Raw genomic sequence first — 22,266 nt, forward strand, 5'->3', positions numbered from 1 at the left:
GTTGATTGCCTGCAAATGAAAGGGGTTCGATCCGGATCTCTGTCGTCCGGATATGGAAACCGCAGCACTTAACGTCCTGTTCATGACTCAGCTGGATGCGCGGCCGCAGGCCGGAGAAGCAGTACGGGGCGCGGCCGCCCCCGAAGACGCCGGAGGTGTCCGCACCAAGGGGCTCGGCGGCAACTCCGTCGGTCTGATGGGCGGCGCGGTGATCGGCGTCTCGACGGTCGCCCCCGTGTACTGCCTGACCTCCACACTCGGGCCGACCGTGGGCGAGGTCGGGCTCCAGATGCCCGCCGTCTTCCTGACCGGCTTCCTGCCGATGCTCCTCGTCGCCTTCGCGTACCGGGAGCTCAACAAGGCGCTCCCGGACTGCGGCACCTCCTTCACCTGGACGGTGAAGGCGTTCGGCCCCAGGGTCGGCTGGATGTGCGGCTGGGGCCTGCTGGTGGCCACCGTCGTCGTCCTGTCGAACCTCGCCGGTGTGGCCACCTCCTTCTTCTGGCTCACGGCAGGTCAGGTCACCGGCAGCGAGAGTGTCGCCGCGCTCGACGGCAACAAGGCCGTCCACATCCTCACGACTCTCGCCTTCATCGCGGTCGCCACGGCCATCAGCTACCGCGGTATCACCGCGACCAAGTGGGTCCAGTACGCCCTGGTCGGCCTCCAGCTCACCGTCATCGTGATCTTCGCGGCCATGGCGATCGCCAAGTCCGACGAGGTGGCCGGCTCCCTGGACTTCTCCCTGTCCTGGATGAACCCCTTCGGCGTCGAGTCCTTCTCCGCCTTCACCGCCGGGCTCTCCCTCTCGATCTTCATCTACTGGGGCTGGGACGCCTGTCTGTCCATCAACGAGGAGAGCGTCGGCAGCGCCCGCACCCCGGGCCGCTCCGCCATGCTCGCCATGGTCGTCATCGTCGCCTCGTACCTGATGGTCGCCATCGCCGTGCAGATGTACGCCGGCATCGGCGAGAAGGGCACCGGCCTCGGCAACCCGGACACCTCCGACAACGTGTTCGCCGTCCTGGCCGACCCGGTCATGGGCTCGGGCCTCGGCATCCTGCTCTTCGTCGCGGTCCTGGCGTCCGCCGCGGCGAGCCTCCAGACCACCTTCATCCCCGTCGCACGCACTGCCCTCGCGATGAGCGCGTACGACGCGATGCCGAAGGCGTTCGCCAAGGTCCACCCCCGCTTCAAGACCCCGGGCCTCGCCACGGTGGCCGCGGGCGTCGCCACCGGCGTCTTCTACACCGTGATGAGCCTCGTCAGCGAGAACGTCCTGGTCGACACCATCTACGCGCTCGGCCTCATGATCTGCTTCTACTACTCGATCACGGCCTTCGCCTGTGTCTGGTTCTTCCGCAAGGAACTGTCCCGCTCACCGGGCAACCTGCTGGTCAAGGGTGTGTTCCCGGGCATCGGCGGCCTGATGCTCACCGCCGTCTTCGCCAAGACCCTCTACGACATGTGGGACCCGGCCTACGGCTCGGGCTCCTCGGTCCTCGGCATGGGCTCGGTGTTCGTGATCGGTGTGGGCCTGCTGCTGCTCGGAGTCGTCCTGATGCTGGTGATGCAGCGCCGCAGCCCGGCGTTCTTCCGCGGCGAGGTGCTGACGAAGGAGACGCCGGCGCTGGTCGTCGCCGACTGACAGTGAGGATGTACATGAGCGTTCCCCGGCGAGGTCTGACCCCATCCTCCCGGGTGCGCGCTCAGCTTCCCAGGAGGAACGCTGCCTCGGCGCACCCGGCACAGGTGAAGACGTAACCGACCGCGCCGCCGAGGTTCGCGGCGGTGCGGGAGTCGATTCCCTCTTCGAGATGGGCCGCGAAGTCCATCGGCCGGGCGCAGGACGGGCATTGCGGAATCCGGTCCTCCTCCAGGTAGGTCGGCTCACCACCGAGGGAACCGAGCACCTCGCGCTGCTTCCCCCACCGTGCGCCGGGCTCCGCCTGCCATGCCGCGCGCGCCAGGTCGTAGGGGTCCGTCCCTTCCGGCGGCTCGGCCGTCGTGTCGTCGTCCGTCGTGACGACCTCGGTCCGGATCGCGGAGACGACCGGCAGCAGTGTCACGCCCGCGGTCGGCACCACCGCGGGGACCAGCCCGGCCCGGGGGAAGAGGAAGGCCCGGTTGCTCCCCGAGGACGCGTCCCACGTCTCGCACGCACCGGGATCGTTCTGGCACAGGAACACCGACAGGACACCGTGCTCCAACGGCAGATGCGCGAAGAACTGCATCGGGCCCCCGCACTCGGCGCACAGCGGCCAGGAGAACCCGGCGGGCACGAGCGGCACCCCACCGGTGCGCGCCGCATCGGCGTGGTCGTCGGTCGTGCCGTTGTAGATCATCAAGGTCTGTGCCATGGCGGGGAGCGTAGCTGCAGGCACCGACAGCGGCCGTGGCCGGGCGGGGCACGGCCTACGCCGGGAGTGTCGCCGCACCGGCGCTCCGCACCCGGCCTAGCGTGTAGTGATGCAAGCCCCTTCCGGTAGCGGCAACGGCGTCGGTAGCCGCCATGCCCCGGCCACCTTCGCGGCGTGCTGCCTCTTCGCCGGCGGCAACGCCGTGGGTGTGCGGTTCAGCAACCGGGAACTCGATCCGCTGTGGGGTGCTGCGTTGCGGTTCGGGGCGGCCGCCGTCGTCCTGCTCGCCGTCGTGGCTGTCATGCGGCTCCAGTGGCCGCGCGGCCGGGCTCTCGCGGGCGCGCTGCTGTTCGGCGTGCTCAACTTCGGCGTCACCTTCGCCCTGGCCTACTACGCCCTCGTCCACATCCACGCAGGCCTCGGTCAGACCATCCTTTCCCTGGTGCCGCTGGTTGCCCTGCTGCTCTCGGTGGCCCAGCACCAGGAGACGTTCCGCCTGCAGGCGGGGGTGGGGACGGTACTGGCGGTCGCGGGCGTGGCGGTCGTGTCCCGCAATCCGCTGCAGGGGTCGGTCCCTCTGTTGTCGTTCCTCGCCATGCTCGGCGCCGTGGTCTCCTTCGCGGAGGCGGCGGTGTTGGTCCACCGCCTGCCCAAGGTCCATCCGGTGACGATGAACGCCGTCGGAATGACGGGCGCGGCGGCGCTCCTCTTCACGGGCTCGTGGGCCGCCGACGACAGGTGGATTCTCCCGGAGCGGGCGGCGACCTGGTGGGCCCTGGGGTACGTCGTCCTGGCGGGCTCGGTGGCGGTGTTCGTGCTCTACCTGCTGCTGGTCAGAGCCTGGGGCCCGTCGCGGGCCGCGTACATCTTCGTCGTCGTCCCCCTCGTCACCATCCTGCTCTCGGCCTGGCTCGACGACGAGCCTCTGACGGCGGGACTGCTTCTGGGAACTCCGCTGATCCTTACCGGTGTGTACCTGGGCGCGCTGCGAAAGCCGTGAGGGCGGTCGGTCGCACCCGGCGTCGACCGCGGGCATCGGCTGCGGTCATCCGCGAGTGGCCTGGCCGTTGTCACACCCGCCCCGTAAAGTCGCTCTCATGTCACAGCCGTTGATCCGCGCAGTCGAAGCCGGCGGGAGGTCTGTCGACGACCCGTCCGACGTCGAAGTGCACGACCTGCTCGCCGACATGAACCTCTCGCACCCCTTCGTGATCGTCGAGCGATGCGACCGGCAGCCCGCCGGCCAGCACTTCATCCAGGTGTACCTGAACGACGACATCAGCTATCAGGTCGAGTACCGCGAGGGTCGCGAGGAGCTCCACTTCCAGGCGCATGTGCCGTGGCAGGGCGATGTGATCGGGCCCCAGCCGGTCGCGGAGGTCATCGCCGACTGGATGCGTGACGGCGATTCATGGCGCACCGCGCTGGCATGGACGCCACTGTTCCCCGTGGAGAAGCGCTGAAGCGGCGCCCTCCCAGGGGCGTCAGGCGCCGCCTGCCCGGACGATGCGGCGCAGGCCGACGGGGCGGCTCATCCGCCCGTGGCGTCGCACCTCGTAGTACGGGGCCGAGCGGCGCCCACGGGTGACGTGTGCACACTCACCCGCCCAGGAAGACCGGGTTGGTGAACGCCGCCAGCGGCCCCGGCAGTCCCGGCACCACCACCGCGTGCCGCACCTCGGCGCGCACATAGGTGGCGTACTGCGCCGTCGTACGCCACTCCACGGTGGCCGTCCCTGACGTCGGGACCGTGGCCGTGTGCAGGACGCCTTGGTCGGTGACGAACCGGACCGTGCAGTTCGGTACTCCCGCGACCTCGGCGCGCACCGTCACCGGGTCGCCGTCGGCCACGCGCAGCCGCTCGCCGATGCCCGCGTGCCGGCCGCGGCCGCCCGCCGCCGAGAAGGCCACGGTCACGTCCTTCGACTCGGCGACATAACTGCGCCCGGCCCTGATCCCTTCGAGGATCGCCTCACGCGTCAGATCGTCGGCGAGCACGACGGTCTGCGGTGTGCCGATCGGGTCGGGGTCCCGGTGCGCGTCGCTGTTGCCCATGGCCGGGGTCCAGCGGCGGCCGCTGCGGGCGGCGACGGCGAGCGAGCTGTCCCAGTCGGCGAGGGAGACCTCGTCGTCGGGGGTGTACGGCCCGTTCCACACCTCGACCGCGTCGGCCTCCCCGAAGCCGAACTTCCAGTTGCAGCCGATGCAGGTGGCGTGCGGATGCGCGGGGACGACGAGCCCGCCGGCGCGCCGGATCTCCCGCGCGTAGTGGCCGAAGCGGTTGTCCCGGGCACGGTAGCGCCAGTCGACGAACGTTCCCGGGTCGGTGCCGAGCGCCACCACGTGCCCGTTCCGTGTGGTGACCTCCTCCCCGAGCAGGATCAGCAGGTCGTCGCCCGCCTGGTCGGCCCAATGGGCGTGCGCCGAGTGGGTGTTGTGCTCGGAGGAGTTGATGAAGTCGAGCCCGGCGGCGCGGGCGAGCGCGGCGATCTCGGCGGGGGTGCGCCGGCCGTCGGAGTACCAGGAGTGGAGGTGGCAGTCCCCGCGGTACCAGGCCCGGCCGCGCCCCTTGGCGCGCTCCGGCGGGTACACCGGCTTCGGAGGCCTCGCCTGGTCCCCGTACCGGAGCGTGATGGTCACCTCGTACGGCAGCCCTTGCGGGGCGACGGTGTACGGCCCGAGGGCGATGTGCCAGACACCGGGCCGGATGGTCCCCGGGATGTAGCCGGGCGTCGCGTCGTCGGCCCGGATGAAGAACTCGGTCCGGGCCCCGCCCGACCATCCGCGGAAGCCCTTGCCGCCGAGTGCGGTGCCGCGTTCGTCGAACATGCCGATGTCGAGCGCGTTGCCGGAGGTCCCGGGGGGCTGCTGTGGCTTCTCGTAGGCGTAGGCGACGTGGATCTCGTTCACGCCCGGGGGAATCTCCACGGGGAGGAAGACGAAGTCGGGGGCGCCGGGCGGCAGCGTGCCGCTCACGACCTTGGTGTGCCCGTCGGCCTGTCGGTCGGGACTGCCTGATGCCGCGTGCGCGAACCTCACGGTTCCCAACGTAAAGGCGGCGGCCGCTCCTGTCAGGAGCAGTCCGCGTCTGGCCATTGCGTGTTCGTCGTCGTTGCACATGCCGTCGGCTCCCCAGGTTGTCGAGAAGGACAGGAGTGATGCGTCGATGCCGTTGAGTCCTCGTCCGAACCCTCGTATTGAGCCGTGAACGGTGGTGCAAGGGAAGGGGATTGGCGGATGACGCGGTCATGACCGGCGACGAGGTGAGGTGTTTGGGCCTACCTTGTCCCCATGCGGATCGCGACCACGATCTTCCTGACCGACGAGACCATCACGCCCGTGCGGCTGGCCCGAGAACTCGAACAACGCGGCTTCGCCGGGCTCTACCTCCCCGAACACACCCATATCCCGGTGTCCCGCAGGACCCCGTACGCGGCGGGCGGCGGCGAGCTCCCCCCGGAGTACGGCCGCACGCTGGACCCGTTCGTTGCCCTGGCGCAGGCCGCGGCAGTCACGACAACCCTGACCCTGGGTACGGCCGTCACCCTGGTGGCTCAGCACGACCCGATCGCCCTGGCGAAACGGATCGCGACCCTGGACCACGTCTCGGGCGGCCGCTTCACGCTCGGCGTCGGCTTCGGCTGGAACGTGGAGGAGGCCGAGGACCACGGCGTGGACTGGTCGACGCGGCGGGCACTGGTCCGGGACCGGATGCGCGTGATGCGCGCCCTGTGGTCCCCGGAGCCCGTGCCGTACGAAGGCGAGTTCGCCTCCGTCAGCGCTTCCTTCGCCCACCCGAAACCCCCGTCCGGCACCCCGCGCGTCCTGGTGGGCGGCGCGGCGGGCCCGAAGCTGTTCGCACACATCACGGAGTACGCGGACGGCTGGATGCCGATCGGCGGCAGAGGCATGCGCGAGTCGACCCCGGCCCTGAAGGAGGTGTGGACGGCCGCGGGCCGCGACCCGAAATCCCTGGAGGTCGTTCCGTGCGCGGTCGCGCCGTCGGCCGGGAAGCTGGCGTACTACGAGGAACAGGGGGTGACGGAGGTGGTGCTGCAGCTGCCGCCGGGGGATGAACTGGAGGTGCTACGGGTGCTGGACGACTACGCGCGGTATCTGTGAGGCTCCGAAGTAGCCTCTGGGCTCGCCGGGTGATCGTCGAGTGACGTGCCACGGCACAGCTTCTGGCCGACCCTGAGCTCGCCGCGCAGGCGACGCGCTCTCTGCCGGCTCTGCCGGGCGAGGATCACGGCGAGGTGAGTGCCCCGTGACACCTACGGCTTGTACCGGCGCCGCGCTGGTGGACGTGGTGCAGTGTTGGCGAAGGATCTCCAGTGCCTGAGGGCGTGGCCGTCAGACGCTACCCGCGCCGAGCAAGTCGTTTGCTCGCTCCACGACGTCGGGCTGCGGCGTCCGTCCCATGCTCGATTGCAGAGATCAGGTCCTCGCTGTCGTGTCACGTCGTGGGCCTCATTCCGCAGGCGTCTCGGTCTCTTGCGACGCTACGAAAGCGATGTACTCGTACTCCTCATCGAAGATCACGAGCATTCGCTGCTTGTCGTGCGAGAGAAGGGTCAAGTCGCGCCCCACGGTGCCCGTTAGCGCTTCAGCCCAGCCAGAAGAAGCGCAGCGGCATTTCATCCATGGAAAATTCTGCAGGTTCGTACGCACAAGCACGAGCTCCGACAGGCCGTTCCTCCCAGCCAGGGATTCGATCCAAGCCCCCAGTTCTTGCTGTGATTCGGTAGCAGCGGAGTAATCCGGAGGAGTGGCTGATTTCGTGAATCGATTGAACGCGGCGGCCACCCATTCAGGTACCTCGCTGGTATCGACGAACTCCTCGAGCATACCGCTCGGCAAGTCCTGCTCGATCCGTTCCTTCTCCTTCTTCTCCTTGGCCAGCAGGAGTTTCCGTTTCAGCGCTTCGCTCATGGCGCTATCTGCCTGTCATCCCTTGTAGTAGAGGTGATGCTTATCGCCGACCTGCTGATATCGCTCACCCATCATGTCCACGTTGAATCCGCCGCCCTTGGGCTGTCCCGCATGAAAGTGTGGAAATGGTGCGTTCGGGTCACTGGTGTGCTCGGCGATCACACGCGTGCCCTGAGGCGTCTCGTACTGGTAGTAGCGACCGTGGGCACCCGGATTGGGGTCGTACACATAGTTACTTGTCCGGTGGCGCTGCGTCGGATCGTCGCCAACTTCCCATTGCTTGACCGGCTGCTGGCTGTTGGGTACGCCTGCCCGCTCCCGCGCCGCATTGAATGCCTCGGCACGCTTGTCGAAGTATTGGTTGCACGGTGCGAGCCCATATGGGTCGCTCCACGTGTGCGGATTGTGGACATAGGTGGCTGGGTTCGGCGCAGGGGCCAGACCCAGGGGGTCCTGGGAAAGGTACCGTGCTGACTCCGGGTCGTAGTAGCGGTGAAGGTTGTAGTGGAGTCCCGTTTCGGGGTCAAAGTACTGTCCGGGAAACCGCAGCGGCGTGTAGGCGGTGCTCGCCTTCGCCCACGTGGTCGTACCCCATACTGTGCTCCGAGTGCGCCAGGCAATCGCCCCGGATTCGTCGACGAGTTCGCTGGGCGTGCCGACAAGATCGGTGACAATGGTGAAGAAGCGTGCGTCAATCTCATCCTGGGTAGCAGTGCGCACGCGCTCCGTCTGGGCCATGGGATGCAGACCATCGTGGTCCCATGTGATTGTCACAGGGGCGGTCAGCTCACCAACGCCGACGGCGGTGCCTGCAGCACCGGCTCGCTCCCACTCACTGCATCCCCCCGAGATCAACCGCCACCGCATCCGGCACGATCCCCGCCACCGGCGGGAACAACACACCGTCCTCACTGCCCGCATCCAGCGCCACCCCGGCCGGACCCGGCAGCATCGGCACCATCACATCCAAGAGCCGCGCACCCAGAACTCTCTGGTACTCCCACTCCCGGCCCGCATCACCCTGCGCACCAGCAAACCGGGCCAACGCCTCCTCGTCGGAGAACGCACAGATCCACCGCACCCCACCCTGATCCGCCGACCACAAACACCCCGACGCATCCAACGGCACCAGCACAGCCGAACGCCGAAACTCACCCAGCAAACGAGCAAACCGACGCCGCGCCCTGGCCGGCTCGTCGACCGGCGGCGTCGGCGAGGCGGTCGTCGGCGCCGGTGGTCCTTCCGGCGCCGACAACTCGGCCAAGTCAGCGAGCCGCGAGGGTCGTTGCGGCCTCGCTATGTCATCCCCGTTGTCACTCACCCGCCGAATGCTGTCACGGCCGACTTCCCGACAGCAACGAAGAACATCGGACACGATGGCGCAAATGGTGAGGGAGTTGCCTACGTCACGGACGGCATCGTTGGCACTGTCCGTCGGTGCTCCACGCTCACGACGCGTTCCTCGGGCAGCGCGGGCCGTGCATCACGGCGAGGCGTGGCTTCGACCCTCCTGAACATCCGTGGTGCTGTCGCGCTCAGTCTCCCGCGACGGCGCCGACATGCGCGACGAAAGCGACCCAGGCGGGACGGGGGAGGGCGAGTTGCGGGCCGGGGAGGTTCTTGGAGTCGCGGATGTGCACGAAGGCGGAGGTGGTGGCCACCTCGACGCATTCCCCGCCGCCGCCGCTGCTGTAGCTGCTCTTGAACCAGTTGAGCTGCTGCTCGGTGTTCATCGCTCTCCCAGCATCTTCTCGATCAGGGTCAGGGACTCGCCAGGCCTGAGAGCCTGCGCCTGGATGATCCCATAGCGGATCGACAGCACCCGAACCTCTTCCCTGTCAGTGATCAGGCGCGGGTACGTATGTGTCTCCAGGTACGCCACCTGCTGCTGCCCCTTCGGTGTCACCAAGGTGAACGGACCGTCCAGGCTCGGTTGTTCCTCGCGAGCGAGGGGCATCACCTGAAACTGAACAGTCCGTAGTCGCCCGATCTCCAGCAGCCGACGCAGTTGCTGTCGATGCACGGCCGGCCCTCCGATCGGCCGCATCAGAACGCTCTCGTCCAGGACGAAGCCGAACGTGGGCGACGGCCACGGCTCGAAGATCCGCTGCCGGTCGAGGCGGTCGGCCACACGCTTCTCGATGGTTGCTTCGTCGAGGAGCGGCCGCCACTGCGTGAAGACGGCACGGGCATAGTCCTCGGTCTGGAGCAGTCCGGGCACCGACTGGTTGTTGTAGACGTATAGCTGGACGGCCTCGGCCTCCAGTCTGGCGTAGCTCCGGTACCACTCCGGATGCCGGGTCCGGGCCTTCGACTGTGCCTCGCGTACGTCGTCAACGGCTGCCTTGAGCACGCCACCCGCACCCACCAGTCCGTCCACGCGTTCCAGGAAGTCCGGCTGCGGCGTGCGTACCCCGCGCTCGATTGCCGAGATCAGGTCCTCACCGCAGTGCGCGGCGATCCCCAACTCTTTCTGGCTGAGCCCCGCCTGCTCCCTGAGGACCTTGATCTGCTTGCCCAGTGCCCGGAACAGGTGGGCGGTCCCGTCCACCTCGGCCGGCCGTTCCGGCCGCTCGTCCCGTCCCGTGTTGCCCATGCCGTACCTGCCCTTGCCGCACGTGCCCGTCGGTCACGGCCGACATCCGTACAGCGAACCGACCGCATCCGTACGGTTACCCGGCGTCGAACCGTAAGTCCTGGTCAGAGTAAGTGGGGCCGGACACGCTCGGAGATGTGAATACGGAAACGACCACCCCCATGGCTGAGTTCACCCAACGCTTCACCTCGACACGTCGTGGCGCCCGCCTCGCCCGGCACCTCGCCATGCACCAACTCCACGAGTGGGGTCACACGTACGGCAGTGGGTTCGCCGACACGGCGGCACTGATCGTCGCGGAGCTCGGCGCGAACGCGGTCACGCACGGTCGCGTGCAGGGACGAGACTTCGAGCTCCGTCTGCGGCTTGCGGAGGCGACACTGCGCATCGAGGTCTCGGACGCACGGGGCGAGCGCGCGCCCGCGCCGGGGGAGCCGGCCCCGGACGCGGAGACGGGCCGTGGCCTGCTCCTGGTCGCGGCGCTGGCGCAGGACTGGGGCGTCGCGTCCCGCCCGGTCGGGAAGAGGGTGTGGGCGACGCTGCCCACTCCCCTGAGCGCTACGGGGCCCGGCGGGATCCCGACGCCACCCCACCGCCCCGCCCCACCCCGCTCGTATGCTCGACGCATGACCGATGACCAGCCCGGACGGCAGCTCGACGACCAGCCCGGACAGCACCCCGGACAGCGCGGACGGCAAGCCGACCAGTCCAGCCGGCCCGGACAACCCACCGCACGGCCCACCGAGAACGCCATGCGCCGCGCGCTCAAGCGGGCCAGGGACGGGGTCGCCCTCGATGTCGGCGAGGCCGCCGTGCTGTTGCAGGCACGTGGTGACGACCTCGACGACCTCGCCGCGTCCGCCGCACGCGTGCGGGACGCCGGGCTGGAAGCCGCCGGGCGGGCCGGAGTCATCACCTACTCGAAGAGCGTCTTCATCCCGCTCACCCGGCTGTGCCGGGACAAGTGCCACTACTGCACCTTCGTCACCGTGCCCGGCAAGCTCCGTCGCGCCGGGCACGGGATGTTCATGTCGCCCGACGAGGTCCTCGACATCGCGCGGAAGGGCGCCGCCGCGGGCTGCAAGGAAGCGCTCATCACCCTCGGGGACAAGCCCGAGGACCGCTGGCCCGAGGCCCGTGAATGGCTCGACGCGCACGGATACGACGACACCCTCGCCTACGTACGCGCCATGTCCATCCGCATCCTGGAGGAGACCGGGCTCCTCCCGCACCTCAACCCCGGGGTCATGTCCTGGACCGACTTCCAGCGGCTCAAGCCCGTCGCGCCCTCCATGGGGATGATGCTGGAGACCACCGCGACCCGGCTGTGGTCCGAGCCGGGCGGGCCGCACCATGGGTCGCCCGACAAGGAGCCGGCGGTCCGGCTGCGGGTGCTGGAGGACGCGGGACGGACGAACGTCCCCTTCACCAGCGGCCTGCTCATCGGGATCGGTGAGACGTACGAGGAGCGCGCCGAGTCGCTGTTCGCGCTGCGCCGCGTCTCCCGTGCCTACCACGGCATCCAGGAGCTGATCCTGCAGAACTTCCGCGCCAAGCCGGACACGGCCATGCGTGGGATGCCGGACGCAGAGCTCGACGAACTGGTCGCCACCGTCGCCGTCGCGCGGCACATCATGGGGCCCTCCGCCTGCCTGCAGGCCCCGCCCAATCTCGTCGACGGCGAGTACGCGCGGCTGATCCGCGCCGGGATCGACGACTGGGGCGGGGTGTCGCCGCTGACCATCGACCACGTCAACCCCGAACGGCCCTGGCCGCAGATCGACGAACTGGCCGAGCGGTCCCGGGCAGAGGGCTTCGAGCTGCGGGAACGGCTGTGCGTCTACCCGGAGTTCGTGCAGCGCGGCGAGCCGTGGCTCGACCCCCGCCTCCTTCCGCACGTTCGCGCGCTCGCCGACCCGGAGACGGGCCTCGCACGGCCGGACGCGTTCGCGGCCGGCCTGCCCTGGCAGGAGCCCGACGAGACGTTCACCTCCACCGGTCGCACCGATCTGCACCGCACCATCGACACCGAGGGCCGCACCCACGACCGGCGCGACGACTTCGACGACGTCTACGGGGACTGGGAGGCGCTGCGCGAGGCCGCCGCGCCCGGCATGGTGCCCCAACGCATCGACACCGATGTCAGGGAGGCGCTGCGCACGGCCGCGGACGACCCCACCCGGCTCACCGACGACGAGGCGCTCGCCCTCCTCCACGCCGACGGCCCCGCTCTCGACGCGCTCACCCGCATCGCCGACGAACTGCGCCGTGACGTCGTCGGCGACGACGTGACCTACATCGTCACCCGCAACATCAACTTCACCAACGTCTGCTACACCGGCTGCCGTTTCTGCGCCTTCGCACAGCGCCGCACCGACGCCGACGCGTACACCCTCTCCCTGGACCAGGTCGCCGACAGGGCGCAGCAGGCGTGGGACGTCGGCGCCGTCGAGGTGTGCATGCAGGGCGGTATCCACCCCGATCTGCCGGGCACGGCGTACTTCGACATCGCGCGGGCCGTCACGGAGCGCGTTCCCGGCATGCACGTGCATGCCTTCTCGCCCATGGAGGTCGTCAACGGGGCCAGCAGGACCGGGATGTCGATCCGCGAGTGGCTGACGGCGGCGAAGGAGGCCGGGCTGGACTCCATCCCCGGCACGGCCGCCGAGATCCTCGACGACGAGGTCCGCTGGGTACTCACCAAGGGCAAGCTGCCGGCCGCGACCTGGATCGAGGTCGTGAAGAACGCGCACGAGCTGGGCATCCGGTCCAGCTCGACGATGATGTACGGGCATGTGGACCAGCCCCGCCACTGGCTGGGGCACCTCCGCACGCTCGCCGCCATCCAGCAGGAGACCGGTGGCTTCACGGAGTTCGTGACCCTGCCGTTCATCCACACCAACGCGCCCGTGTATCTGGCCGGGATCGCCCGGCCGGGGCCGACGACCCGTGACAACCGGGCCGTCACCGCCATGGCCCGGCTCCTCCTCCATCCGCACATCACCAACATCCAGACCAGCTGGGTCAAGCTCGGCACCGAGGGCGCGGCCGAGATGCTGCGCTCCGGCGCGAACGACCTCGGTGGCACGCTGATGGAGGAGACCATCTCCCGTATGGCGGGTTCGAGTTACGGGTCGTACCGCTCCGTGCGGGACCTCACCGCCATCGCGGAGGCGGCCGGCCGGCCGGCGAAGCCTCGTACGACGCTGTACGGAGAGGTGCCCGAGGAACGGCAGCAGGCCGCTGCCGCGTCCGACGGACATCTCCCGGAGCTGCTGCCGCTGCTGCCAGACTGATCCGTATGACGGATTCGGGGGAGTCGGCATGAGCGGTGCGAAGAAGTCGCTGCGGCGGGTGATCGACGAGCGCCGCAGCGCCCAGTTCGTCGGACGCGACGCCGAACTGGAGTCGTACCGGCGGAACTTCGACCTCCCCGTCGAGGACGCACGCCGCCGCTTCGTCTTCCACGTCCACGGCAGTGCCGGGGTCGGCAAGACATCGCTGGTGCACCGGATGAAGGCGGCGGCAGCCGCGCGGGGCACGCTGACCGCGTACGTCGACGACTCCGTCAACAGCGTGCCGGACGCGATGGCCGCCATCAGTGCCGACGTCGGGCGCCAGGGGTACCGGCTGAAGGAGTTCGACCGGATGCTGGCGACCTACCGCCAGCGGCGGCACGAGGCGGCGTCCCTCGTGGACGACCCGGAGCAGGCGTTCTCCGCGGGCGCCGGGCCGTCGGCCGCGCACGTCGCGGCCGCTCGGGTCGGGGTGGCAGGTCTCACGCTGATCCCGGGGATCGGTCCGTTGGCCGGCGCGATGGACCCGGCGCACATCGCGGCGGGCGCGGAGCGGTTGCGCGCCCGGCTCAGCTCGCACTTCCGGCAGGACGACGTCCAGCTCGTGATGGACCCGCTGCCCGTGCTCTCGCCGGTGTTCCTCGCCGAACTGGAGCACGCGGCGGCGGAGTCGGACCCGGACGCGTCGATCGCGCTGTTCTTCGACACCTACGAGCGCATCGGAGCGTTCCTCGACGCCTGGCTGGCCGCCCTGTTCGTCGTCGACCGCTACGGCGAACCCCCCGCCGGTCTCGTCGTCACCACCGCCGGTCAGCGGCCGCTCGACCGGGTGCGCTGGGCGGACAGTATCGACCTCGTCTCGGAGTTGCCGTTGCAGCCGTTCACCGAGGCCGAGGCCCGTGAACTGCTCACCGCCCGGGGTGTCGAGGACGAGGCCGTCGTACGGGAGGTGCTTCGGCTGTCGGGGCGCTTGCCGGTGCTGCTGACCACCCTCGCCGCGAATCCGGGCACCTTGGAGGGAGCCGTCGACGACCCCAGCTCCACCGCCGTCGAACGCTTCCTCAGTGGTGAACAGGACTCGGCGCGCAGGGCCGCCGCGCTCGACGGCGCGCTGCCGCGCAGACTGAACGAGGACGTCTTCGCCGAGGCCACCGGGGCGGCGGAGCTGTATCCGTGGCTGCGGGGCATGCCGTTCGTGGACGAACGCGCGGGCCTGGCCGTGTACCACGACGTCGTACGCGCCCCGATGCTGCGGCTGCGCCGCGCCGGATCCCCGCAGCGCTGGATCGCGAGCCACGAACGGCTGGCCGCCGCGTTCGCGCGGTGGTGCGCGACGGCCGCGGCCGGCGTCGATGCGGGGCGGCTGTGGGCGGCGGAGAACTGGCGGGAGCTGCGGCTGGAGGAGACGTACCACCGGCTGTGTGCGCAGCCGCCCGTCGCTCTGCCGGGCGCCCTGCGCGACGGGGTCGGGGCGTGCCGGGAGGGGACGGCGGCGGCCCGCGCGTGGGCGCGGATGCTGGCGGAGGCCGGACAGGACGCCGACAGCGATCTGCTGCGCGGCTGGGGCCGGGACTGTCTCGTCGCCCTGCAGGACGAGTCCCGGCTCGGCATCGACCTGCTGGACGTCCTGCTCGCCAGGGCCGAACTGGACCCGGCGGGCCGTGTCGACGCCCTGGTGGTCCGGGCCCGCGACCTGCACAACGCGGGCGAGTACCAGGCGGCGCTCGCGGACGCGCGCCGGGCGCTCGATCTCGACCCGGCCAGCGCGGCGGCACTGCACGGGCGCGGCCGTACGCTGCGCAGGCTGGGCGAGCTGGACGCCGCGCTGGCGGACCTCGACCGGGCGCTGGAGCTGGACCCGGACTTCGGCTGGACGTGGGCCGAGCGCGGCGAGGTGCACCGCCTCGCCGGGCGGTACGACGAGGCGGTCGCCGATCTGAACCGCGCCCTGGGCGGGCTCGATCACCACTGGCCGCTGGCGAGCCGCGGGCATGCGCTGCTGCGGCTCGGCCGCACCGTCGAGGCGCTCGCGGACCTGGACCGGGCGCTGGAGCTCAAACCGGGCTATGTCTGGGCGCTGTTGCGCCGGGCCAGGGCGCGCAGTCAGCACGGCGACTTCACCGGCGCGCTGGCGGACCTCACCCGCGCGGGCGCGCTCGCGCCCGGCAACCCGTGGATCGCGGGCGAACGCGGCGACGCCTACCGCTTCGCCGGGCGCTACGAGGAGGCCGTCGCCGAGTACACGCGTGCGCTCGAGCTCGACCCGGCGTACGCATGGGCGCTCGGCAGCCGTGCCATGGCGCTGGAGGGCGCGGGCCGCACCGAGGACGCCCTCGCGGACCTGGGGCGGGCGATCGAACTGGAACCGGACTACGCGTGGGCGATGCAGCGCCGCGCCGAGATCCGTGAACGGCTCGGCGACACCGCGGGCGCCCGGGACGACCGGGAGCGTGCGGCGGTGACGGCAGGCGGCCGGGAGGCGCGCGAGCTGGCGGCGAGCGGTGCGGCACACGGCCTGGCCGGGCGGCACGAGGAGGCGCTCTCGGAGTTGGACCGCGCGCTGCGCCTCGCCCCCGGCCTCCGGCCGGCGCTGTGGTCGCGGGTGGGCACCAATCTGGCACTCGGGCGTACGGAGCAGGCGCTGGCGGATCTCGCCGAACTGGCGCGGCTGCGGCGGCCGGGGCCGGACGCCAGCGAGGTGACGTACGACGCGTACTCCTTCGGACCGCGCGAGTCGTCGTACTGAGAATCCCGTCCGGCCGGTCATATCCGGCGTCCGGGGAGTTGGCCGACATACCCGTGTGATCTCCCTGCGTGCTCCGAACCCACCGTTCCCGTTCGATTACAGTGCTTCGCCGGGCAGTGTTCGTTCGACGTCGGGGAGTGGCACGGTGAGCGCAGCAGCCACGGCCGTGTGGGGCCGGGCCGAGCAGCAGGACTTCCGTGCACGGGTGCGCGGCGCCCTCCTCGGTGGCGCGATCGGCGATGCGCTGGGGGCCGCTGCGGGCGGAGCGAGCCTGGAGGAGCTGCGTACGCTCCACGGGCCGGACGGGCTCACCGACTTCGTACCCTCGGGCGAGCGGCGCGGTGCGGTGACCGCGGCCACCCAGATGACGCTGTTCTCGGTCGACGGGCTGATCCGCGCTCAGGTACGCCGGGACACGGGTGCCTGGCATCCGCCGACCGATCTGCACCGCGCCTATCTGCGCTGGGCGGCGACGCAGAGCGACTGGGGGCCCGACGAGCGCCGCAGGGACAACGGCTGGCTCGCCCGCGAGGAGTGGCTCTACAGCCGCCGCAATCCGTCCCGCGACTGTCTGACCGGGCTCGGCGACGAGAGCATGGGCACTCTGCAGGCGCCCAAGAACCCCACCGCCCGGGATGCGGGAGCGTTGGTGCGGTCCGCGCCGTTCGGGCTGCTGGTGGGCTGGGAGCCGCAGTTGGTGTGCCAGCTCGCGGTGGAGTGCGCCGCGCAGACGCACGGACATCCGACGGCGTATCTGTCGGCGGGCGCGTTCGCCGTCGTCGTGCACGGGCTCGCGCGCGGGGAGACCCTGGACGGCTCGGTGCAGCGCGCCCTCGCGCAGCTCGCGGCCCGCCCCGGCCATCAGCCCGTGACGGACGCGCTGAAGCAGGCACTCGGATCCGTACGCCAGGGCATCCCGAGCGCGACCCGGGTGGCCGCGCTCGGCGAGAACGGGTACGCGGAGGAGGTGCTGGCGATCGCTGTGTACTGCGCTCTCGTCGGCGAGGACATCCGCCACGGACTGCGGTTGGCGGTCAACCACGACGGGCCCTCCGAGGCGACGGGAGCGGTGTGCGGGGCGCTGCTGGGGGCGCTGCACGGTGAGACGGCGCTGCCGCCGGCGTGGCTGTGCGAGGTGGAGGGCCGCGGGACGCTGTTGGAGATCGCGGACGACTTCGCGATGGAGATGACGCAGGGGCCGGCGCTGCACAGCCCGACGACGACGGCGCCGGGCTGGCTGTCCCGCTACCCCAGGGCGACCTCGCCGGAACTCGCCTGACGGTCGGCACCCGCGGCTCCGCGGGGAGCGCCCGGGGTTTCGCAGAACGATGGGGTTCCCCCGGACTCGGTCCGGGGAACCCCATCGTCAGTGGAACTGACGTCGGCGAGCAGGCCGACCGGTCAGCCGGTCGCGCCCTCGCGGCCGAGCGCCGCCGTGTCCGAGGCACCCGCCGGTGCGGGGACCAGGCCCACCGCCCCCGCGTCCGACCCGTCGTCGTCGTTGTTGATCTTCGCCAGGACGTCGTCCCGTTCCGGCGTGTCCTCCGGCTTGATCCACCCGATCACGATGTACAGGACCAGCGACACCACCAGGGGTATCGAGACCTGGTACTGCAGCGGCACGCCGCCCTCGACGTTCCAGCTGATCGGGTAGTTGACCAGCCAGAAGGTGATCAGGCCGATGCCCCAGCTGGTGAGGGCCGCCGTCGGGCCGCTCTTGCGGAACCAGGGCAGCAGCCCCAGCATCAGCGGGATCGCGATCGGGCCCATCAGACCGGCGACCCACTTGATGACGACGGTGATGATGTCGCCGAAGAAGTCCGAGTTGACCTGGGTCGCGATCGCCATGGACAGGCCCAGGAAGAGCAGGGTCGTCCAGCGGGCGGCCAGCAGGCCGGCGCGGGTGTCCCACTCGCGGACCTTGCGGGACACGGCGGGCATGATGTCGCGGGTGACGACCGCCGCTATCGCGTTGGCGTCGGAGGAGCACATGGCCATCGTGTGCGAGAAGAAGCCGACGATGACGAGGCCCAGCAGGCCGTGCGGCAGGAGCTGTTCGGCCATCAGCGCGTAGCTGTCGGCGGGTACATCGGTCTCGATGAGCAGCGGAGCGACCCACATCGGGAAGAACAGCACCGCCGGCCACACCAGCCACAGCACCGCGGACAGGGCGCCGGAGCGCTGGGCGGACTTCGCGGAGTCGGTGGCCATGTAGCGCTGGGCCTGGTTCCACATGCCGCCGTTGTACTCGAAGGTCTTGATGAACAGATACGCGATCAGGAAGACCATCATGTACGGGCCGGCCAGCGGCTCGGTGTGGCCCTCCAGCTTGGGGTCGTCCCACACCGTCCACAGGCTGCTGAAGCCGCCGAGCTCCGCCATGACGGCGACCAGCATGGCGATTCCGGCGACGAACTGGATGACGAACTGGCCGAGTTCGGTGAGCGCGTCGGCCCACAGTCCGCCGACCGTGCAGTAGATGGCGGTGACCGCGCCGGTGATCAGGATGCCCATGTTGAGGGAGACACCGGTGAACACCGACAGCAGGGTGGCGATGGCAGCCCACTTCGCACCGACGTCGACGATCTTCAGCAGTACACCGGACCAGGCGAGCGCCTGCTGCGTGGGCAGGTTGTAACGGTTCTTCAGATATTCGAGCGGCGACGAGACGTGCAGCCGGGAGCGCACCCGGTTGAGCCGGGGGGCGAAGAGCCGCGCACCGATCGCGATACCGATGGCGATCGGGAACGACCAGGTCACATACGACGTGACGCCGTAGGTGTAGGCGATCGCCGCGTACCCGGTGAACATGACGGCGCTGTAGCCCGACATGTGGTGCGAGATGCCCGACAGCCACCACGGCATCTTTCCGCCGGCGGTGAAGTAGTCGCTGACGTTGTCCACACGCTTGTGGGACCAGACGCCGATGGCGACCATCACGCCGAAATAGCCGATGAGTACGGCCCAGTCGAGACTGTTCATGCCCCCTCCAGGGGTCCGGTCCGTCTTGTGAACGCCGTTCATGGTGTGGGGATGCGCGGCGGCGCGACAACGGAGTGGAGGGTCAAGAGAACGTAAAATTGTTCGAGTTGTTGACCTCGGTTCATATTCGTGATCGACAGAAGGGCGAAAAAGGGGCCGCACCGGACACCCGTCCGTGCGGCCCCGCGAGGAACGGCGCCTGCTATCGCATCAGTTCGCCCGCGTTGACCAGAAGAGACTGGCCCGTGATCGCCCGCGCGCGGTCGGAGGCGAGGAAGGCGGCGGCCTCGGACACATCCGTGTCCGTCGCCAGTTCCGGCAGCGCCATCCGCTCCGTGAGGCGGCCGAGCACCTCGTCCTCCGGCACCCCCTCGGTGTCCGCGGTGAACCGGACGTACGCCTGGACCGGCGGACCCCACATCCAGCCGGGCAGCACCGTGTTCACCCGGATCCGGTGCGGTCCCAGCTCGCGCGCCAGCGAGTACATCGCCGAGGTGAGTGCGCCCTTGGACGCCGCGTACGCCGCCTGCCACACCTGCGAGGGCGCGGCGACCGACGACTGGGTGCCGATGATGACGACCGAGCCGCCCCGCTCCTTGAGCCCCGGCAGGCAGGCACGGGTCATCCGCAGCGTACCCAGCAGGTTCACGTCGATGACCCCCTGCCAGGTCGCGAAGTCCGCGTCCTGCAGCCCGCCGAAGTAGCTGTCCCAGGCGGCGACATGCACCACCGCGTCGATACGCCCGAAGCGTTCGAGCGCCAATGAGGCCAGCGCCTCGCACTGCGACTCGTCGGTGATGTCGGTGGGGCGGTACGCGGTGTGCACGCCGCCCGGATCGATCTCACCCGCCGACTTCGCGAGGTTCGCCTCCGTGCGCGCACCCAGCACCGCGTTGCCGCCTTCCCGTACGACGGTCGCCGCGACCTGGTGCCCGAGTCCCGGGCCGACGCCGGACACGATGACGGTCCTGTCCTGAAGCAGCATCCCGACGCCTCCCGAGGCTGGCGGATTACCTGACGGAGCGTCAGAGTAGGTCCGTCCGGCGGAGGAGGGAAGGGGAGCGCCGTGAACGAGGACACGCGCAGTGAGGTGTACGCGGAGCTGGCCGGCGTCGGCCCGTACGGGGTGCGCCCCGGCCACGCCCTGATCACCATGGTCGAGCCGCATCCCGGCCATGAGTACGCGTACAACCGCTGGTACGAGGACGACCACTACTACGCGGGTGCGATGGCGATGCCCTGGATGTACGCCGGGCGGCGCTGGGTGGCGACGAGGGACCTTCAACTGCTGCGCTACCCCGAGAAGTCGGCGGTCGCGCAGCCGGTCACGGCCGGCTGCTACCTGTCGACGTACTGGATCACCGAGGGCCGCTACGACGACCACATGAAGTGGACCGTCGGCATCAACAAGCGGCTGAACCGCGACGGCCGGGTCCATCAGCAACGTACGCACGTCTTCACCGCGTTCCAGGACCACGAGGCCACCGTCTACCGGGACGGGGCGGCCGGTCCGCGCGACGTGCATGCCCTCGACCACCCGTATGCCGGGCTCGTGCTGGAGGTCGTCGACGCGGACGGTCCGCAGCAGCGGGCGGAGCTGCTGGAGTGGCTGCGCACGAAGCACCTGCCGCGGCGGCTGGCCGGCTCCCCGGCCGCGATGGTGACCGTCTTCCGTCCGACACCGCTGCCCGGCGACCGGATGACCTATGTGAAGCAGGTGGAGGGTGTGGACACCCGGCTGACCCTGCTGTGGTTCCTGGAGGCCGACCCGAGGGAGTGCTGGGACCCTGCGTTCACCGGTCTCGACGCCGACATCGGGGGCACGGGGCTCGGCCGTGTGGAACTCGTCGCACCGTTCGTCCCCACGGTCCCGGGCACGGACCGCTACGTCGACCGACTGCGCTGAGGGGGAGGCGTATGGCCGAGCCCCCTCGGCCGGGACGGCGATCCAGTCGAGAGGGCTCTCGGTACTGACGTGTGGTGCTGGCTGACACGCCCTGACACGCGCTGGCGCGCGGCGGCGCCGCGCTCAGTCGCGACCGAACGCGCTCTGCGCCACTTCGTTCACGAAGGCGTTCCACGAGTCGGGGACGAAGGTGATCGTGGGGCCCGCGGTGACTTTCGAGTCACGGACGGAAATCGCCTGGACCACAGGGGACTTGACCTCTACACAAGCGCCGTTACCCGTGGAGTACGAGGACTTCGTCCAGGTCTCCGTGGCGCCCTGAAGGATTGCCATGATCGCTCCGCTTCGGCAAGTGATGTGATGTGCGCCAACGTTCTTGCTGGCGTGATCGACGCTACTCGCCGAGTTGGGTGCGCGAGTTGGGCATTCACTCGACCGGATGGCATATACCAGGCGACTCTTCCGTCGCATGGGGCCTGTGGTGTACTGTGCGGCGCCCTCAGTCGGAGAACTCTCCCGAGTCCTGCGCGTACTCCTTTGCGATGGACGCGATGAACTGCCGCGTCTGGTCCACGTTCAGCGCCTGGGCCCGCAGATGTTCGTACATGACGCTGTACTTCTGGACATCGTTCGCCTTCTCCAGGTACAGGTCGCTGGTGACGCCCTCGATGTAGACGACGCTCGAGTCCGACGCGTCGGGGAACTCGAGGATCGCGTACTGCCCGTTGATCCCCGGATGCGCACCCATCTCGAACGGCAGCACCTGCACCGTCACATGCGGCTGCTGCGACAGCTCCACCAGATGCTCCAACTGCTCGCGCATCAGCTGCTTGTCACCGACCCGGCGGCGCAGTGCGGCCTCGTCGATCACGGCCCACAGGCGCAGCGGATGCTCGTCGTCCCTGATGCGCTCCTGCCGGCGCAGCCGGACGCTGACCCGTTTCTCGACGTCGGTGGTCCCGCTCTCCGGAAGCGCCCCGGCGATGAGCGCCTCGGCGTACTGCCGTGTCTGCAGCAGACCGGGCACGACCTGGGGCTCGTACACCCGAAGGCTGGCCGCGTCGGTCTCCAGTCCGATGTAGACGCTGTACGGGATGTCGCCGAACGCATGCCACCAGCCCTGCTGCCGGGAGTCCTTGGCCATCTGCATCAGCGAGTCGACGATGCGGTGGTCCTCGACCTCGTAGACCCCGCACAGGTCGCGGACATCGCGCTGGCTGATGGAACGGCGGCCGTTCTCCAGTCGGCTGATCTTGGACTGGGACACGAGCAGGCGCTCCGCGACCTCCTCGGCCGTCATGCCCTTGAGCTCCCGGAGCCGACGCAGCTCCTGGCCCAATCGGCGTCTCCTCACGGTGGGATTGACGTTGGACGCCACGGAAACTGCACCTCCGACTGCGTTGCTCTGCGTATCTACTGCTCAGCAGACTGCCACCAATGGTCCTTCC

General features: G+C 69.8%; 18 protein-coding genes and 1 pseudogene. 8 read left to right on the forward strand and 11 right to left on the reverse strand.

Features of this window, described 5'->3' with window-relative positions; translation table 11 throughout:
* Window positions 1-82 precede the first annotated feature (82 nt).
* Window positions 83-1,648 (forward strand): APC family permease, encoded by a 1,566-nt coding sequence (locus AC067Z_RS03760; protein WP_478787799.1) that lies wholly within the window; start codon window positions 83-85, stop codon window positions 1,646-1,648.
* Window positions 1,649-1,709: 61 nt separating this feature from the next.
* Here the strand turns inward: AC067Z_RS03760 and AC067Z_RS03765 are convergent, their stop codons facing one another.
* Window positions 1,710-2,360: a YwqG family protein gene (locus AC067Z_RS03765; protein ID WP_478787800.1), complete on the reverse strand. Its 651-nt coding sequence runs from the start codon at window positions 2,358-2,360 to the stop codon at window positions 1,710-1,712.
* Window positions 2,361-2,469: 109 nt separating this feature from the next.
* Between AC067Z_RS03765 and AC067Z_RS03770 the strand changes: the two genes are divergently transcribed.
* Both AC067Z_RS03770 and AC067Z_RS03775 read left to right on the forward strand, forming a co-directional pair.
* Window positions 2,470-3,360: a DMT family transporter gene (locus AC067Z_RS03770; protein WP_478787801.1), complete on the forward strand. Its 891-nt coding sequence runs from the start codon at window positions 2,470-2,472 to the stop codon at window positions 3,358-3,360.
* A 97-nt stretch (window positions 3,361-3,457) separates the two neighbouring features.
* The gene (locus AC067Z_RS03775) at window positions 3,458-3,823 is read left to right on the forward strand and encodes a hypothetical protein (protein ID WP_478787802.1); all 366 of its coding nucleotides are present in this window, start codon (window positions 3,458-3,460) and stop codon (window positions 3,821-3,823) included.
* Between the two features lie 136 nt (window positions 3,824-3,959).
* On the opposite strand, the gene AC067Z_RS03780 is transcribed toward AC067Z_RS03775, so the two are convergent.
* Entirely contained in the window at window positions 3,960-5,480 is a 1,521-nt protein-coding gene (locus AC067Z_RS03780) for a CehA/McbA family metallohydrolase (protein WP_478787803.1), read from the reverse strand.
* A gap of 171 nt (window positions 5,481-5,651) precedes the next feature.
* On the opposite strand from AC067Z_RS03780, the gene AC067Z_RS03785 reads away from it, so the two are divergent.
* On the forward strand, window positions 5,652-6,482 hold the full coding sequence (locus tag AC067Z_RS03785) for an LLM class F420-dependent oxidoreductase (RefSeq protein WP_478787804.1): 831 nt from the start codon (window positions 5,652-5,654) through the stop codon (window positions 6,480-6,482).
* 348 nt (window positions 6,483-6,830) lie between these two features.
* Here AC067Z_RS03785 and AC067Z_RS03790 read toward each other — a convergent pair whose 3' ends face one another.
* The 5 genes and pseudogenes from AC067Z_RS03790 to AC067Z_RS03810 form a co-directional block, all read right to left on the reverse strand.
* Entirely contained in the window at window positions 6,831-7,292 is a 462-nt protein-coding gene (locus AC067Z_RS03790) for a hypothetical protein (protein ID WP_478787805.1), read from the reverse strand.
* A 15-nt stretch (window positions 7,293-7,307) separates the two neighbouring features.
* Window positions 7,308-8,069: pseudogene (locus tag AC067Z_RS03795) on the reverse strand (RHS repeat-associated core domain-containing protein); the annotation flags it as partial.
* Between the two features lie 55 nt (window positions 8,070-8,124).
* Complete coding sequence (locus tag AC067Z_RS03800) at window positions 8,125-8,613, reverse strand: SseB family protein (RefSeq protein ID WP_478787806.1); 489 nt, start codon at window positions 8,611-8,613, stop codon at window positions 8,125-8,127.
* Window positions 8,614-8,827: 214 nt separating this feature from the next.
* On the reverse strand, window positions 8,828-9,025 hold the full coding sequence (locus AC067Z_RS03805; protein WP_478787807.1) for a DUF397 domain-containing protein: 198 nt from the start codon (window positions 9,023-9,025) through the stop codon (window positions 8,828-8,830).
* Complete coding sequence (locus tag AC067Z_RS03810) at window positions 9,022-9,888, reverse strand: helix-turn-helix domain-containing protein (RefSeq protein WP_478787808.1); 867 nt, start codon at window positions 9,886-9,888, stop codon at window positions 9,022-9,024. Before AC067Z_RS03810 ends, AC067Z_RS03805 begins: the two co-directional genes overlap by 4 nt.
* A gap of 161 nt (window positions 9,889-10,049) precedes the next feature.
* Between AC067Z_RS03810 and AC067Z_RS03815 the strand changes: the two genes are divergently transcribed.
* The 3 genes from AC067Z_RS03815 to AC067Z_RS03825 all read left to right on the forward strand — a co-directional run bounded on the left by AC067Z_RS03815 (window position 10,050) and on the right by AC067Z_RS03825 (window position 17,209).
* Window positions 10,050-13,184 (forward strand): bifunctional FO biosynthesis protein CofGH, encoded by a 3,135-nt coding sequence (locus AC067Z_RS03815; RefSeq protein ID WP_478787809.1) that lies wholly within the window; start codon window positions 10,050-10,052, stop codon window positions 13,182-13,184.
* Window positions 13,185-13,212: 28 nt separating this feature from the next.
* Window positions 13,213-15,930, forward strand: coding sequence for a tetratricopeptide repeat protein (locus AC067Z_RS03820; RefSeq protein WP_478787810.1), 2,718 nt, complete (start codon window positions 13,213-13,215; stop codon window positions 15,928-15,930).
* A 145-nt stretch (window positions 15,931-16,075) separates the two neighbouring features.
* Window positions 16,076-17,209, forward strand: a complete 1,134-nt coding sequence (locus AC067Z_RS03825) for an ADP-ribosylglycohydrolase family protein (protein WP_478787811.1) — start codon at window positions 16,076-16,078, stop codon at window positions 17,207-17,209.
* A gap of 122 nt (window positions 17,210-17,331) precedes the next feature.
* Here the strand turns inward: AC067Z_RS03825 and AC067Z_RS03830 are convergent, their stop codons facing one another.
* Window positions 17,332-18,912 (reverse strand): sodium:solute symporter family protein, encoded by a 1,581-nt coding sequence (locus tag AC067Z_RS03830; protein WP_478787812.1) that lies wholly within the window; start codon window positions 18,910-18,912, stop codon window positions 17,332-17,334.
* 202 nt (window positions 18,913-19,114) lie between these two features.
* Window positions 19,115-19,897 carry an SDR family oxidoreductase gene (locus tag AC067Z_RS03835; protein WP_478787813.1) on the reverse strand — a complete coding sequence of 261 codons (783 nt, stop codon included), beginning with the start codon at window positions 19,895-19,897 and terminating at the stop codon, window positions 19,115-19,117.
* Window positions 19,898-19,978: 81 nt separating this feature from the next.
* Between AC067Z_RS03835 and AC067Z_RS03840 the strand changes: the two genes are divergently transcribed.
* A complete protein-coding gene (locus AC067Z_RS03840; RefSeq protein ID WP_478787814.1) occupies window positions 19,979-20,818 on the forward strand; it encodes a hypothetical protein in 840 nt (279 codons plus the stop codon).
* A gap of 123 nt (window positions 20,819-20,941) precedes the next feature.
* Here AC067Z_RS03840 and AC067Z_RS03845 read toward each other — a convergent pair whose 3' ends face one another.
* Both AC067Z_RS03845 and AC067Z_RS03850 read right to left on the reverse strand, forming a co-directional pair.
* Entirely contained in the window at window positions 20,942-21,151 is a 210-nt protein-coding gene (locus AC067Z_RS03845; RefSeq protein ID WP_478787815.1) for a DUF397 domain-containing protein, read from the reverse strand.
* A 166-nt stretch (window positions 21,152-21,317) separates the two neighbouring features.
* Window positions 21,318-22,196 carry a helix-turn-helix domain-containing protein gene (locus AC067Z_RS03850; protein ID WP_478787816.1) on the reverse strand — a complete coding sequence of 293 codons (879 nt, stop codon included), beginning with the start codon at window positions 22,194-22,196 and terminating at the stop codon, window positions 21,318-21,320.
* Window positions 22,197-22,266: the final 70 nt, after the last annotated feature.

The organism is Streptomyces sp. NPDC043812 (assembly GCF_056436245.1).

Bases quoted from the DNA above. Each gene is read 5' to 3' on its own strand.
- AC067Z_RS03760 (WP_478787799.1), top strand. From the start codon at position 83: ATGACTCAGCTGGATGCGCGGCCGCAGGCCGGAGAAGCAGTACGGGGC.
- AC067Z_RS03765 (WP_478787800.1), bottom strand. From the start codon at position 2,360: ATGGCACAGACCTTGATGATCTACAACGGCACGACCGACGACCACGCC.
- AC067Z_RS03770 (WP_478787801.1), top strand. From the start codon at position 2,470: ATGCAAGCCCCTTCCGGTAGCGGCAACGGCGTCGGTAGCCGCCATGCC.
- AC067Z_RS03775 (WP_478787802.1), top strand. From the start codon at position 3,458: ATGTCACAGCCGTTGATCCGCGCAGTCGAAGCCGGCGGGAGGTCTGTC.
- AC067Z_RS03780 (WP_478787803.1), bottom strand. From the start codon at position 5,480: ATGTGCAACGACGACGAACACGCAATGGCCAGACGCGGACTGCTCCTG.
- AC067Z_RS03785 (WP_478787804.1), top strand. From the start codon at position 5,652: ATGCGGATCGCGACCACGATCTTCCTGACCGACGAGACCATCACGCCC.
- AC067Z_RS03790 (WP_478787805.1), bottom strand. From the start codon at position 7,292: ATGAGCGAAGCGCTGAAACGGAAACTCCTGCTGGCCAAGGAGAAGAAG.
- AC067Z_RS03805 (WP_478787807.1), bottom strand. From the start codon at position 9,025: ATGAACACCGAGCAGCAGCTCAACTGGTTCAAGAGCAGCTACAGCAGC.
- AC067Z_RS03810 (WP_478787808.1), bottom strand. From the start codon at position 9,888: ATGGGCAACACGGGACGGGACGAGCGGCCGGAACGGCCGGCCGAGGTG.
- AC067Z_RS03815 (WP_478787809.1), top strand. From the start codon at position 10,050: ATGGCTGAGTTCACCCAACGCTTCACCTCGACACGTCGTGGCGCCCGC.
- AC067Z_RS03820 (WP_478787810.1), top strand. From the start codon at position 13,213: ATGAGCGGTGCGAAGAAGTCGCTGCGGCGGGTGATCGACGAGCGCCGC.
- AC067Z_RS03830 (WP_478787812.1), bottom strand. From the start codon at position 18,912: ATGAACAGTCTCGACTGGGCCGTACTCATCGGCTATTTCGGCGTGATG.
- AC067Z_RS03835 (WP_478787813.1), bottom strand. From the start codon at position 19,897: ATGCTGCTTCAGGACAGGACCGTCATCGTGTCCGGCGTCGGCCCGGGA.
- AC067Z_RS03845 (WP_478787815.1), bottom strand. From the start codon at position 21,151: ATGGCAATCCTTCAGGGCGCCACGGAGACCTGGACGAAGTCCTCGTAC.